The 13,906-nt window shown below is 33.0% G+C and carries 13 protein-coding genes and 1 pseudogene; 1 reads left to right on the forward strand and 13 read right to left on the reverse strand.

Annotated features, from left to right (window positions below):
- Positions 1-21 precede the first annotated feature (21 nt).
- The 5 genes from holA to OOL01_RS04840 all read right to left on the reverse strand — a co-directional run bounded on the left by holA (position 22) and on the right by OOL01_RS04840 (position 3,364).
- Entirely contained in the window at positions 22-1,041 is a 1,020-nt protein-coding gene (gene holA, locus OOL01_RS04820; protein ID WP_007302689.1) for a DNA polymerase III subunit delta, read from the reverse strand.
- Positions 1,042-1,046: 5 nt separating this feature from the next.
- Positions 1,047-1,229, reverse strand: a complete 183-nt coding sequence (locus OOL01_RS04825; RefSeq protein WP_015588477.1) for a hypothetical protein — start codon at positions 1,227-1,229, stop codon at positions 1,047-1,049.
- Between the two features lie 114 nt (positions 1,230-1,343).
- Positions 1,344-2,153, reverse strand: coding sequence for a metal ABC transporter permease (locus OOL01_RS04830; protein ID WP_007302687.1), 810 nt, complete (start codon positions 2,151-2,153; stop codon positions 1,344-1,346).
- Positions 2,147-2,494, reverse strand: a complete 348-nt coding sequence (locus OOL01_RS04835; protein WP_017532635.1) for an Mth938-like domain-containing protein — start codon at positions 2,492-2,494, stop codon at positions 2,147-2,149. Before OOL01_RS04835 ends, OOL01_RS04830 begins: the two co-directional genes overlap by 7 nt.
- 3 nt (positions 2,495-2,497) lie before the next feature.
- Positions 2,498-3,364: a 4-(cytidine 5'-diphospho)-2-C-methyl-D-erythritol kinase gene (locus OOL01_RS04840; RefSeq protein ID WP_264686446.1), complete on the reverse strand. Its 867-nt coding sequence runs from the start codon at positions 3,362-3,364 to the stop codon at positions 2,498-2,500.
- Between the two features lie 74 nt (positions 3,365-3,438).
- On the opposite strand from OOL01_RS04840, the gene OOL01_RS04845 reads away from it, so the two are divergent.
- Positions 3,439-6,708, forward strand: a complete 3,270-nt coding sequence (locus OOL01_RS04845; protein WP_264686447.1) for a UvrD-helicase domain-containing protein — start codon at positions 3,439-3,441, stop codon at positions 6,706-6,708.
- Positions 6,709-6,767: 59 nt separating this feature from the next.
- Here the strand turns inward: OOL01_RS04845 and OOL01_RS04850 are convergent, their stop codons facing one another.
- From OOL01_RS04850 to dnaG, 8 genes and pseudogenes are all read right to left on the reverse strand, one after another.
- Positions 6,768-7,169, reverse strand: coding sequence for a cytochrome c-type biogenesis protein (locus tag OOL01_RS04850; RefSeq protein WP_010401557.1), 402 nt, complete (start codon positions 7,167-7,169; stop codon positions 6,768-6,770).
- The gene (locus OOL01_RS04855) at positions 7,153-8,166 is read right to left on the reverse strand and encodes a hypothetical protein (protein WP_064085306.1); all 1,014 of its coding nucleotides are present in this window, start codon (positions 8,164-8,166) and stop codon (positions 7,153-7,155) included. Before OOL01_RS04855 ends, OOL01_RS04850 begins: the two co-directional genes overlap by 17 nt.
- Positions 8,167-8,173: 7 nt before the next feature.
- On the reverse strand, positions 8,174-8,521 hold the full coding sequence (locus tag OOL01_RS04860; protein WP_006013713.1) for a ferredoxin family 2Fe-2S iron-sulfur cluster binding protein: 348 nt from the start codon (positions 8,519-8,521) through the stop codon (positions 8,174-8,176).
- A 237-nt stretch (positions 8,522-8,758) separates the two neighbouring features.
- On the reverse strand, positions 8,759-9,514 hold the full coding sequence (locus OOL01_RS04865) for an ankyrin repeat domain-containing protein (protein WP_264686448.1): 756 nt from the start codon (positions 9,512-9,514) through the stop codon (positions 8,759-8,761).
- Between the two features lie 42 nt (positions 9,515-9,556).
- Entirely contained in the window at positions 9,557-10,144 is a 588-nt protein-coding gene (locus OOL01_RS04870) for a hypothetical protein (RefSeq protein WP_264686449.1), read from the reverse strand.
- Positions 10,145-10,253: 109 nt separating this feature from the next.
- A pseudogene (locus OOL01_RS04875) lies at positions 10,254-10,535 on the reverse strand (DnaJ domain-containing protein); the annotation flags it as partial.
- A 135-nt stretch (positions 10,536-10,670) separates the two neighbouring features.
- On the reverse strand, positions 10,671-11,969 hold the full coding sequence (locus OOL01_RS04880; RefSeq protein ID WP_264686450.1) for a Na+/H+ antiporter NhaC family protein: 1,299 nt from the start codon (positions 11,967-11,969) through the stop codon (positions 10,671-10,673).
- A 98-nt stretch (positions 11,970-12,067) separates the two neighbouring features.
- Entirely contained in the window at positions 12,068-13,801 is a 1,734-nt protein-coding gene (gene dnaG, locus OOL01_RS04885; protein WP_264686451.1) for a DNA primase, read from the reverse strand.
- Positions 13,802-13,906 lie beyond the last annotated feature (105 nt).

A 13,906-nucleotide genomic window follows, 5' to 3' on the forward strand; every position in this document is an offset into this window, starting at 1 on the left:
AGTTGTTTTTTCTCGTCTACCTTATTTTACTACTCTGCTGAACGAATAACACCAATAGTTAATCTCATGCTGAAAGATCATTTTATGGTCCAAGTCAGTTCTTTTACAAGTCACTTCCAAGCTCATCAAATTTTCTAAGATCTTCTTAAGTTCTGAAAGTTGCAAACTTTTCAAATGAGATTTAAAACTCTGCAATTGTTTGAAGAACAATGGAGGACTCAGCTGGTCAATTGCAGCTTGTTCATTCATTCCATTTTGTATTAACAGCAAAACGCTTTCTAGCCGTAGAAAATAATTTGATATAATACGGATTAATGCTATCGGTGAAAAATTCTCTTGTAATATCAATACATCGGAAATTTTGATGAATTGTCCCATGTCTTTACTCACTATTGCAGAGCACAGATTATCAAGTGTAACATAATCATTGCCGGAGGTTGAAAAGCATAGATCTATATCAGCAAGTTTAAGATCTTTTCTTTTTCCTAGATATAAAACTAATTTTTCAAGCTCTGAATATATAGGCAGTTTGCTATGATTAAAATAAGACTGCAAGTGGTAGATTATCTCACTTGTGCACTCTATATCATTTTGTTTCAAGTAACTTGATATAATATCACAAAGATTACTACCGCTGTCCTTATAGCAGGTAATGACACCGAAAATTTTTGAGCTTTCCATATAACTTTTAGTTGTAGAACTATATGGAAGATCATTTGCTATCATTACTATATAATGATCGCCTATATTATGATCCAATATGTTTCTTAACTCTTTAGATATACTTCCACTGACATTTATCAGCTTAACTAACCTTTTTTTAGTAAACATCGAAATGTTTGCCAACTCGGAAAATAACAAGCCAGGCGACTTATTCACTACTGCAAAATCCATCACCTGAACTGAATACTCATTCAAGTTGGCAATTATTTCCTGTACAAAAATATCGACCTTACTATTGTCACTCCCATGAATTAATACACCACTTAAAGTATCGGGTTTCTCAAGGAATTTTTTAACTTTAGATGGCGTGATTCTCATGCCATCTATATTATATTATCACTACTTGGTGGTACATCATTTGATTGCACATCAGTTTCCAACAATTCTGAGCTTTCTTGATTTGCTGTATTCTGCATATCATCAGACACTTCTTTCTTCCCCGTAACATAATTATAAAAATTTTTTATAGGCTGTCCTATATATCTAGAAAAAAATCCTTCGGCCATATCTTTCACTCCACAAATTAACAATTAGCACATAAAAACAACGTAGCAAAAACTACTTTACGCTCAGATAGTTACACTCATTTGTTAATGAATTATGAACTTCCGAGACCAAAATTAAGTCGATCTACTTAACACCAATCTTATAAAATAAGCAATGATTAAATACACAGCTGCGATAAGTATAATTGCAGGTCCAGTTAATAAGTCAAAACTTGCAGATAATATCAAACCTGATACTCCAGAAATCACAGAAAAAACTGTTGCAACAATAATCATTTGCATTGGAGTTTTTGAAATGAGTCTTGCTGATGCAGCAGGTATTAACAAAAATGCAGCAATGAGTAATATTCCTATTAATTGAGCAGAAATTGCAATAAAGATAGCGAGTATAATCAAAAATTCTAGCCTAACAAAATTAACATGTACTTTCTCAACTGTTGCCAAATCTTGATTAATCGAAATCATCAGCCAATAGCGCCATCTAAATATTAATATCAAAGTAACTATTACGGAGGTTAGAAAAATTGATATTATATTACTTTGGTCAATCATTAATATGTCACCAAAAAGTGAGCTAATAATACTATTATTACCTGATGGAAGAAAAGACATAAGTATTAAACTCGATGATAAAACTACATTGGTAACTATGTTCAATATCGTATCAGCAGAGTATAATTTATTAAAATTAAGAGAAAGTAGTATAGCAAACATAATTGCAATGAGCATTATACTTACCGATGGGCTGATATTAAAGATCAAAGCAAGTGCAATACCAAGCAATGAAGAATGGGACAAACTATCACCTAAATACGATAACCTTTGCCATATCATAAATGACCCTAGAGCTCCTGTGACTAGGCTAATCATAATTACCGCAATTAGACTGTTTATAAAAAAACTCTGTGTAAATATCTCTAACATGCTATCAGATAACTGACAACAAATCTATCTTCAGATATTAAAACGTTATGGGTTCTGCATGCAGAACCCGTCGTCATAAATTCAAAATTTAAATTCTTTTGCTCCATAAGATAAGACTTCATTGAACAATCGCGTATCTTACCAGTACCTATTATCAAAATCTCTATTTCCTCTGTTAAAAAAGATTTAAAATACTCCTTGTTATTTATATCACTTTCTTTCAATTTAATCACCTTTTCAGGAAAAATTATAATTGAGCCATGATATTCTTGATTATTTACCCAAAATCTTTCTTCCCTGTAACCATCTATAAGATTTTTCTTCTTGGAAATTAAGGGCATAAATCAAACTATTAATTCCGTGTCGCACACCCACCATTCTGGATATTCCTTTTTGATATTTGCCGCTGCAGCTTTTGCATTTTCTTCACTATCAAACATTCCAAAACACGCTACACCACTACCTGACATACGAGAAAGTATAGAGCCTTCTTGTGACTCTAGTGTTGATATTACATTCTGAATTTCAGGTACAAGACTTATTGCTGCTTCTTGCAGGTCATTTTTTGTCTCTTTAAGAAGCTCTAACAAATTCTCCTCAGTGTTATCACTCCACTTAATTGGCTGAGAGAAATCCTCTTTATACTTGGAAAATACTTCTGATGTATTCAAAAACTTTTTTTTCGGTTTCACAAGTACCAGACTTGTGGGTAAAGAGCATTGTTTAATGGGGCATAATTCCTCACCAACACCTCTGACAAAAACTGGCTTACTATCTATACTTGCAGGCACATCAGCACCAACTCTTAAAGCTATATCATTTAAAATTTGCCTATCAATGTTCCAAAGCTCTCCCAGCATGCGTATCACAGCTCCAGCATCTGAGGAACCACTACCAAATCCCGCAGCAATTGGTACATTTTTTACAACCTTCACAGTGACTTTAGTGCGTACAGGAGCATGCCTAAGCAGTAGACTCAATGCTTTCGTTATAGTATTATATCGATAATTTATTTTAAACTCAGAGTTTACAAATTGAACTGTAGAGTTATCATATCTAAAGTTTTTTTCTCCTACTTTTATCTCTAAAAAATTAGAAAGTTTAGCAAAGACAACCAAACTTTCAATTAAATGATACCCTCTTTCTTCTCTATTTATAATATGTAAAAAAAGATTGATCTTTGCAGGAGCCTTTACACAAAAACTTTCCATCTGTATATCTTCACTAACACTATCTTATTTACTATACTTGAAATGCCACTTCAGTCAAACTTTATACACTCCTAATGAGATCAAATACCATAAATCCTAACTTCTCTGTATGGGTAAGTGCATCAGCTGGTACAGGTAAAACAAAGATCTTAATAGACAGAGTATTAAGACTTCTATTAGAGAATAAGAGAAATATTCTCTGCTTAACATTTACCAATGCTGCAGCAAATGAAATGGAGGATCGCATTTACAGTACACTTAGTAAGTGGGCAATATGTCCAGAGGGTATATTGGTCACAGATTTAGAACAATTAGCCCAGTGTGTGACCAGAGAAAATAAAGATTATTTAACAAGAGCAAGAAGGCTTTTTTCTGAACTGGAAAATATTGGTCTTAATATTCAAACTATACACGCCTTTTGTTACAAATTAATCTCCAGCTTTCCTACAGAAGCTGGTATCGCTCCAAATCGTACGTTGAGCGAATGTAAAGAATTGCATTCCATCGTATTTGAAAAAACGCTTCATAATGAAACTGTGCAGGACGATATAAATATCATTGCAGCTGAAATTGATGAAAACAAGCTGAGTGATTTACTCTATACCTTATGTATAAAGAGATCAGCTCTAGAAAATAATTTAGGGTATATCAAAGATAAACTAAGTGCCCCAGATAAGATTCACGATTTACAGAGTGAAACGATTGAGCAGATAAAAAGATTAGCTAAAATATTAAGTGAGGGCAGCAAAAGAGATCAGAGTTACAGTGCGATACTTTATGATTGGTGTAATAGCACAAAATCGTCCGTACCAAATGTTGTCATCCCAGTGCTTGACACTGGGATCCAAAAAAAAAGAAATATGGATCCCAGTGTCAAGCACTGGGATGACAACAAGATAGAGAACTTAGCTAAAGTATTTCTCAAATCAGAATCGTACGAAAAAAAGAGCATATCATCCATTATAACAAAGGGTGCTTTGGAAAAATTTGAAGACGTAGAGCAAATGATAGAAAGCATTCAAAATGCATTGTTTACCCATGTAAAGGATATAAATTCTTATCAAATATTCGCAAGAACCAGTAGTTTACTTAGTATATTTAAAGTATATGTTGATCTATATAATAGTGAAAAATCAAAGAATGCACTGCTTGATTATGATGATATCATCAATTTAGCAACAAATCTCCTTAGCAATCCAGGCTATAAAGATTGGATATTGTTTAATCTAGATCAAAAAATAGACCACATTCTTGTTGACGAGGCACAAGACAATAGTATCAGTCAATGGAAAATTATAACAAATCTCTGCAATGAATTTTTTACCGGTGGTGACGAAAAGAGAACTTTATTCGTTGTTGGAGATGTAAAACAATCAATTTACAGATTTCAAGGAGCAAATCCCCATCTATTTAATTACATGCAGCAATATTTTCACACGAAAACCGGTGGCAGAGATTGGTTATCATGTCAACTTGAAAAGTCATTTCGCTCAACTCCAGAAGTTTTGATGCTTGTAGACAGAATATTTAACAATTTTCGTGAAGAAATATCTTTCAATGAGAACAAGATAAAACATATTCCATATAGAGAAAACGATCAAGGGTACATTGAAATCTGGCCGTTACTGCCAAGGTATAAAGAGGAAGAGCAGCAAGCCTTACAAATTCATTTAATACAGAGGAAAGATTATGTAGTAACAGATCGATTACTTGCTCAGGCAATAGCCCAAAGAATTCACAATTGGTTAAACGAAGGGCGGATTTTAGTCGCCAAAGATCGTCATATAGAACCAAGGGATATTATGATTTTGGTACGGCAGCGAAATGTGTTAGTTGATTACATAATAAGTGAACTAAAAAAAGTAAATGTACCAGTTATAGGCCGAGATTATTTTAGAATTATGGATTACATAGCTGTGCAGGACTTAATAGCTTTAGCTGAATTTTTGCTCCTCCAGGCAAATGATCTTGCTCTTGCAAATGTTTTAAAATCACCGCTATTTAACTTTACTGAGGACGATTTATTCAATATTGCATATAATCGTAAAGAGCAGTCATTGTGGGAAAAAATTCATGATTATCATGAGGTTATTTATAGCGAATTAAACTATCTGATTAACTTATCTCAGACAAAATCCCCTCTTACATTATTCACGCATATATTACGCACAGGTAAAAAGAAATTTGCTGCAAGGCTAGGTCTTGAGTGCTTCGAGATTCTAGACGAATTTATGAACCTCGTATTGCAATTTGAGCACCCATCTCTTCAAGCATTTGTTCAGTGGATCAAAGAAAATAATCCTGAGATTAAAAACGATATGCAATCAGAACTCAATGCTGTACGAATAATGACAATTCATAAATCAAAAGGTCTACAAGCTCCAATAGTGTTTTTAGTTGACACAAATACAGTACCAAGAAACAGCGAAAATATTTTGTTTGATGCAACGGAAGCACCATTTTGGTGTGGCAAAAATAGTAATGCTTATTGTAATCAAGTAAAAAGAGAGAAAAAACTAGAGGATTATAACGAATATTTGCGTTTGCTGTACGTGGCACTTACGCGTGCTGAAGATGAGTTATACATTTTAGGCAAAGAGCCAGTGCAAAAGGGCTCTTGGTATGATCTAGTTATTCAATATGGAGCATTATATGAGAGGAAAAAACTATACTTACAGCCGATATTTAAAGAAAAAGTTGAAGTGCTATGCATGAATGCAAACTACCCTTCTATTTATAAAAAACGTGATTATTTTGATGTTCCAGTGATTTCACCTCCATCAAACCTATCAATGTCATTGCAGCACGTAACGCTGGAACCTGGAGAAAAAAAGCCAGTGTCAAGCACTGGGATGACAGATGAGAATGCTGGAATGACAAAAAGGAGCATTGGGACGACAGACAGCTATGCAAGAGGCTTAATAATTCACAGTATATTGCAATATATGCCCAAGATAGAGAAAGACAGGAGAAAAAATTGGGTTAGGAAATATATTGATAGCATAAACACTAGTGAAGATAAGGATGAAATTTACAGCAAAATATTAACCTTTAATGAAAAATATGATTACCTGTTCGACTTGGAGGGCAAATCAGAAATTTCACTTAGTGGAACAATTGACGGAAAACCAGTATTAGTGCGGCTAGACAGACTGTGTATAACAGAAGACAAAGCAATCATAATTGACTATAAATCACACCATAACGTTTCTATTTCCTCATCAAATGAAATAAAAAAGCAAATGTTGATCTATAAAACCTTAGTGCAAGAAGTCTACCCAGATAAGCAGGTAGAGTGCGTGGTTATTTGGATGGAAGATTTAACCTTACAATCTTTGATCTAAACTCAAATGTTCGTATAGTAGCTACTTGCATTTGTTGTAAACTCACTTTTACTCTATAGTTATCTTTTTACTACTTTATCTATTTTCTGAACTGATTTTCGTATTAGAAAACATCCAATAAGAAGAATTATAAAAGGAATAAACCATAAAATGTAGGTACTAGATTTTACAGGTGGTACAATGATAATTGAATCTCCATAAGAATTTTTTAACTCTGAAACTATTTGCTCGTTAGTATATCCATCACTGATCTTCTTGCGAATTGTCTTACGCATACCATATGCAACTTGAGACTCAGATTCGGATAATAATTCACCAGAGCATACTGGACACTTTATTACTGCAAATAAGCTACTTGCTCGCTCTTCCATGCTTTCGTCTCTTAGTTTATCATCCAAAGTAAAAGCATTTATGCTTAAATGGAATATCAATGTAAAAAGTAAGCTAATTACTATTCTCATTCTTGGTGAATTGAGTGATAAAATCAGTAGTGGATAATTTTCCAATAAAGCCTGAACCTACATTATTGTCGTACTTTATTGAAAATTGAATGTCGTTATCAGTGATTTTTTCTGATAAGGAAGATATTGATTTTTCCAATTTATCTGCAGTCTTTGAATCATTAGTCATAAACGAAATTAATTCTTTATAATTTGATATGGCTACATTGATTTTATCTTCAAATGAAGATGTAACTAAATTGTAATTACTTACTCCACCATTCGCAGCAATAGAAAAGTTATTACTCTCAATCAAAAATTTTTCTATGTTGAAATTAATCTTAGAAGCTGAAATATGGTTTACAAATTCATAATCTAATTTAGCGTCGACACTAAGGTAATTTTCAGGACTTGCAGTATGTTTATAACGGTAAGTATAAAAATCAAATTCTAGTTTAGTATTTTCATTCAGTTCTTTATCAAAGTGAAATTGAATGTAATTACTTTTATCATTCACTTCAGTTATAACACTTTGCTGATTTTCTAAAACATCACATTTTAATCCATAATCTTCGTAACGAAATGTATCTATATAGTCTATTACAGTGCTATTTCTGTTGAATTTTAATGAAGATAGTAAATCATTTAGTTTAACAACAAAGTGGCTACTCACGTGTGTGTGACACTTTATATTCTTTTTCTCATCACTACGGACAGCAATGTTTACTTTGTTGCTTGGTATATAGATATATACTGACTTATCAAATAATCTGTTTTTTATCACTAAAGCTTCAGATGAAACAGTTAATTGCTCATTAGAAAATTTTGGATTCGTTACACGAAAAACTAGGTTAAAAGGAAATCCCTTAAAATCATGTGAAATATCAACTTTTTCGTCATTAATGTAATCAGTTAAAAGACTTTTTACCTTAAATGCAGAAAAATACCAAAAACCACTATACGCTAGAGGAATAAACAAAGGTAAGGAGATGAGAATATAGATAAAAATTTTACGCATTATCCTCTTATTTATCTAATGATATATTTCTTGTACCTCTGGGCACGGTTACGCACAAACCGTCAATATCTTTTGTGATTTTTATTTGGCATCCAAGCCTCGATGTCTCTGTTAAACCGAAAGCTAGATCCAGCATGTCATTTTCCTCATCAGATATAGGATTATGTGTTTCTACAACATCATAAAATTTTGGATCAACAATCACATGGCATGTAGAGCAAGCAAGAGAACCTTCACATGCACCTTCAAGCAGATCTGGATCACTTCTATGGGCTAAATTAAGAAGAGTTTCTCCCTCTGCAGCTTCATAACTTTTCTTACTTCCATCAGGTAAAATAAAAGTAACGGATGGCATACTATTAAAATCTCTACTAATTTCTCTATATTCTACAAATAATAACTAATATTTGCAAACTCTTTGTAATTCCATTGCCTATCTCTTGTCATCTATATTCCTATCAAGAAAGTAAGATAGATACCACCAGCATCTCACAGAGTTGCAAGTATAGAATTTTCTTAGTTTTAGATTTTACTAAATATATTACTGAATTAACACTATTAAACTTGATCTGCCATTTCTTCTGATCTTAAGTTATAATTTTACTAATGCCATTTGATTAATTGCAACTTCAGCATTGCTATCTTTCAATAAATTTCCAGGACTATTACAATGGTATATGATTGCAGCAACAACAAGACAACAAACTCCAATTCCTATCCCTAACGCTAACATTCCTGAGTAAACTGCAATAGCTACTTCTAAAGCAACTCCTACTACTGCTAACGTAGAAGCAACTATGATAGAAGTATTACGACACTTAATACGAAGCTCATTTAGTTTATCTAATGCAGTAGTACCATCTTTATATTTTAGCTCTCTTAGTACATCTTTATTTTCACATTTGTTAAGCAACTTCCAAGCATAACTTAACCTTGACGCTTGACCATAAAACCCCTTCTCAACATATTCAACCAAGAGATCAAACGGAGTTTCACCTTGGTCATTTTTAACATCAAATCTCGCACCTGCACTCACAAGTGATTCAACTTTGCAAAGCATTGACTTATCGAAGTGCAAGTTTCTTAAAGCATGATGTAGAGCTGTATCCCCACTTTCATCTTGATAGTCAATTTTATTTTTATGTAAAAAGCAACCAAAAATCTCTTCATTGCAATCGCTTGTCACGATATTTTCTAAAGTAATACTTGAAATTTTTATGTTATTTTCGACTAGGAGATCTAAAGCTTCTTTATGGTTACATTTAACAATAATATCTACTAGTTTATTTAATGCAGGTGTACCTTCTAGCTTCTTTAGCTCATCAGTTTTACAACAACTAAGCACCACCGAAAGATTATTTAATCTTTCTATTTTTTTCTTACGAGAGCATTATGTAGCATAATTGACCAAGAGATCAAATGGAGTTTCATCTTTGCTATTTTTAACATCAAGCCTTGCACCTTTACTAAGAAGTGACTTGACAAAACCTTGGTATTTTGATTTATCCAAATCCAACCATTTTAATGTATGATGTAAAGATGTATTTCCTTTTTCATCTTTATAGTTGATATTTAATTTATCTAAGCACTCATTAAAAAAATAATCCAAAAACTTTTCAGATTGGTATTCATAAGCATATCTTAAGATTTCATTTAGTGATATTTCTATCCTTCCTTCAAAGAGCTCGAAAAATTCCACACGATCGTACGTAATAGCAATTTGCACTAGAAATGTAATGTCACCAGCAGCAATTGTAACTTTCTTTATTATATCACAAAACTCTTCATACTCATTTGACTGGATATTTAACAACAATTTCGGAATAGTGTCTACATATTCGAGTTCGGTTAATTTTTCAGTCTCTTTAGCTTTGCCCATCTTGCCTATTTGTTTAAAACGCTTGATTACCCTTTCTGATTCCTCTTTGATTAATTTTTGACTTTTCAACAAATACATATTACATATTTCATATTTCATAAAAAATTTTCATTCTTTTATTTTCTTGTTTAAGTTTACTTATCAGTTCCATCAGTTTTGCCCGCAACAACTCCAGTTCATCACTACAATCCCCATCCTCATACTTTCCTCTATCGTACTGGCTTCTTGTTGTTGGGTTAGATAACACTTCGTGTGCTACTGATATTTCCTTGAACTTTGTCAATTTCTCTTCAAGTTGAGTCCGTTGATCTTCTTCCGACTGTGATAGTAGCTTTCCGTCCTTCTTCTTTCCTTCTAGCCTATCTAGCTCTTTCACTTCGTCAAGCAATTTATCTGGATGAAGCTTCAATGCTAATTTGCGATATGCTTTTTTTATCTCATCGTGAGTAGCATCTCTTTTTACTCCTAATATTTCATAATAATCAGGCATTTGTTTCTCCACTATTTTGATACATTTTTTATAACATTAGTAATACTATGTCTTTAAAAGAATTGGTACTATATAAGTATTTTAGCAAATATTATAATATTTATCAACAAATTGAGTGAAAATTTAAAGAGTTATTTATGGTAATTGAGGAGCTACAACCGCACGACGTCTGCCGTTAATAACTATTTCACCTATCGCAACTGCTGCAAAAACAAAACAATAATATACTTTTGTTAGTACGATGATAGGTGACAGAGAGGCAATGCTGCTTGCTAGTAATACGTGAGAACCATAAGGTAAGATACTTTTTGTGATAGAAGTAAATATCTCTAATAAGTACGCACTACGGTGTGGTGCAATGTTATATCTTTGCGCAAGCCTTTTAGCAATATTACTAGTTAATAAAATAGCAACAACATTGCTGGAAACTAAAATAGTAAACAGAGATGATATTCCCGCAATCATAAGTTCAGCTTGACTTCTTGTGAGATTCACCTCATCGGTGAATTTATCTATCTTTTTCTGACTGTATTCGTACATTAAGTGGCTTAATCCACTACTGAAGAGAATAAATATCATTACTTCATTCATCTTATAAAAACCCCTATATATGTCACGAGAATATTCAATAAGAGAATAATCAAAAAAAGCTATTCCTAATATCCCAGCAATAACCATATTAATAGCTAATGTTACCAGAGTGTTTATTTCAAATAAACCCATAATTATTAAAGATATATAAGGGATAATTTTGACTATGGATAAATAATTCAGACTTGAGATAGAAACAACTTCTGTACTATTTGAAATTATTACTAGATAAATAAGTATTATAAGACCTGTAACAGATCCTGTCTTGAAAGTGAGTTTTATTTTATCCTTTACTGAAGCTCCTTGTGAAGAAGTAGCAGCAATAGTAGTGTCAGATATCATTGAAAGGTTGCTGCCAAACATAGCTCCACCTATCACAGCTCCAACACCCACTGCACAATCAAAAGCTCCATTTTGTGCTAAATTAACAGCTATTGGTGTTATAAGTGCAATAACTCCGATTGATGTGCCGATTGCACTTGAAATAAAAGTAGAAAGTAAAAACATTCCAGGAAGTAATAATCGTGCTGGAAGAAAGCGAATAGTTAAGTTAGTAATAACATTTATACTACCAAGCGATTCAGTAATAGTAGAAAATGCTCCAGCAAATAGAAAAATCAAACACACGGTAAGAGTAGTTTTATTACCCATACCTTTTATAAGTGTATCAATACTATGCTGAATTTTGTTTTTATTGAATAGAACAGCAAAAAATAATGCTGGTAATAAGCAAACTAACGGTGAAATTTGATGAAGAGGATTGCCAAGTCCGATAAAAGAAAAATAAATACCACTTCCAAGGTATAAAGCTAGAAAGATAATGAGAGGAAGAAATGCAAACACTTATCGTAGTTGAACAAATCGGAAGTATACTAGAACAAGCTATTTTAAGCAATCATCAATATATTGTTTTTCTACCAATTTTGAACATCTTAAGCCATCTACTTTTGAATAAATTCCATTTGCATTTCTTGTATACTATCCTCTATTTGCTTTATTTGTTCTATTAGCCTTTCCTCTAAGTCAAAATTACCGCCCAGCCTTGCTTTAATTTTTTCTTCTTGTAATACATTTAATTCTTTCCGTAATACTATGTTATTCCAGACAGTTTCTGCCGATCTCTTCTCACTTAATTGACTATTTAATACGCTAGTTTTTTCAAATATAAACTTTATAACACTAGACTCCTGTAGCAGAATTTCTTTATTAAAGTTGCTCTCATTAGTTACCATATTAATTACGCACTGTTGTAATTTTTTCATCTCATTAGTAAATTCGAAATGAGAAAATTGCTCAAAAAATATAGGACGGTTCAAGATTTCAGGAAATTCTACGGCTATACGCAAAATTATGGCCTGATTTTGCTCTGCTTCAATTAGCTCTGGAGATTTATTGTAAAGATACTCACCTTTTGTTGCTTTGCTATTAAAAATCAGCTTTTTAAAGTTTCTTCTTAATTCACTGACCTTATTGTAAAAATAATCTCTATAATACCTTCTAATACTGCTGTTACCGATAGCATTGACATATTTCATGAACTTGTGCTCAAGAATTGAATATTTTTCCGGAGCAAATTTTTCATAATTTTGCAAATTGCTACCAATTATGTGATGCCATAAATATTCAGAGTGCAGTTCTGTTGAGCGGTTAAAAGCGGATAGTACATCTTCCGTCTTATATTCTAGTTCATTGCATATATCGTATGGGTCCTTGTTGCTTGGCAAAGTTACAAACTTCAATGTATACCCAGGCTTGAGTATCGGAAGAGCAAATTCCGCAACTCGGGTGGCGGCACGACGTCCGGCACTATCGCCATCCATACAGATGGAGATTTCTTTAGCAAATCTCCATAGATTTTTTATCTGCTCTGCAGAAATCGCAGTGCCAAGCGGGGCAACTGTATTGCTAATTCCCGCCTGATGTAGTGCTATTACATCCATATATCCTTCAACAACAAATAGATGCTGTTTTTTGCGTATTTCACTCAAAGCAAAGTTTAATCCATATAAATTTTCTCTTTTCTTAAAGAGCTGACTTTCTGGGCTGTTTAAATACTTCGGCTGTTGCTCAGAGTTCAGCGCACGTCCGCCAAAACCAATAACTTTGCCCGTGATGTTGTGTATAGGAAATATCAGCCGATCATAGAAATAATCACGAGAATTCTTATTTATTAAGCCAACATCAATCAAAATCTCGTCTTTAATACCAGAGGAGTTCAAATATTCTTTTAAACCAGAGCTTGGCGCATAACCTATTCTAAATTTATCTATGATTTCAGGTGAGATCTTGCGCTGCCTTAAATAAGCCATAACACCTCGATTTTTCTGCACGAACCAACTTGCAGCTAAGTCTAGCGTTGAAAACAGTGTGTCGTTTTCCTCGGTAGCATCAGAGTTTTCAGGTAACTCAACACCTGTAACTGACGCTAATCTCTCCAATGCTTCTTGAAAGTTCAGCCCTTCAGTTTGTGAAATAAACTCAAACACATCACCATGAGCTGAGCAACCAAAACAGTAGTAAAATCCTTCAGTGTCGCTCACAAAAAAAGATGGAGTTTTTTCGTTATGAAATGGGCAAAGTCCCACGAAATTATTTCCTCTTTTTATTAACCTAACTTTCTTACCTACTATGTCAGATAACAATAATTTCGATTTTATAATATCTATATGATCCATTTTACCGAATGAGTAGTGGTAGGATAAAAATTATATAGAATTTATGCATATCTGACTCGAAATTTATTCAGAAAGATCAGGAGAGCTTGACAAAAAGCTCAAAAT

The sequence above is a fragment of the Wolbachia endosymbiont (group B) of Rhopobota naevana genome (assembly GCF_947250615.1).
Taxonomy (GTDB): Bacteria; Pseudomonadota; Alphaproteobacteria; order Rickettsiales; family Anaplasmataceae; genus Wolbachia.

What these genes read in the sequence shown, in the direction of transcription:
- holA (WP_007302689.1), bottom strand. Translation starts at nt 1,041, where the DNA reads ATGAGAATCACGCCATCTAAAGTTAAAAAATTCCTTGAGAAACCCGAT.
- OOL01_RS04825 (WP_015588477.1), bottom strand. Translation starts at nt 1,229, where the DNA reads ATGGCCGAAGGATTTTTTTCTAGATATATAGGACAGCCTATAAAAAAT.
- OOL01_RS04830 (WP_007302687.1), bottom strand. Translation starts at nt 2,153, where the DNA reads ATGTTAGAGATATTTACACAGAGTTTTTTTATAAACAGTCTAATTGCG.
- OOL01_RS04835 (WP_017532635.1), bottom strand. Translation starts at nt 2,494, where the DNA reads ATGCCCTTAATTTCCAAGAAGAAAAATCTTATAGATGGTTACAGGGAA.
- OOL01_RS04840 (WP_264686446.1), bottom strand. Translation starts at nt 3,364, where the DNA reads ATGGAAAGTTTTTGTGTAAAGGCTCCTGCAAAGATCAATCTTTTTTTA.
- OOL01_RS04845 (WP_264686447.1), top strand. Translation starts at nt 3,439, where the DNA reads ATGAGATCAAATACCATAAATCCTAACTTCTCTGTATGGGTAAGTGCA.
- OOL01_RS04850 (WP_010401557.1), bottom strand. Translation starts at nt 7,169, where the DNA reads ATGAGAATAGTAATTAGCTTACTTTTTACATTGATATTCCATTTAAGC.
- OOL01_RS04855 (WP_064085306.1), bottom strand. Translation starts at nt 8,166, where the DNA reads ATGCGTAAAATTTTTATCTATATTCTCATCTCCTTACCTTTGTTTATT.
- OOL01_RS04860 (WP_006013713.1), bottom strand. Translation starts at nt 8,521, where the DNA reads ATGCCATCCGTTACTTTTATTTTACCTGATGGAAGTAAGAAAAGTTAT.
- OOL01_RS04870 (WP_264686449.1), bottom strand. Translation starts at nt 10,144, where the DNA reads ATGAAATATGAAATATGTAATATGTATTTGTTGAAAAGTCAAAAATTA.
- dnaG (WP_264686451.1), bottom strand. Translation starts at nt 13,801, where the DNA reads ATGGATCATATAGATATTATAAAATCGAAATTATTGTTATCTGACATA.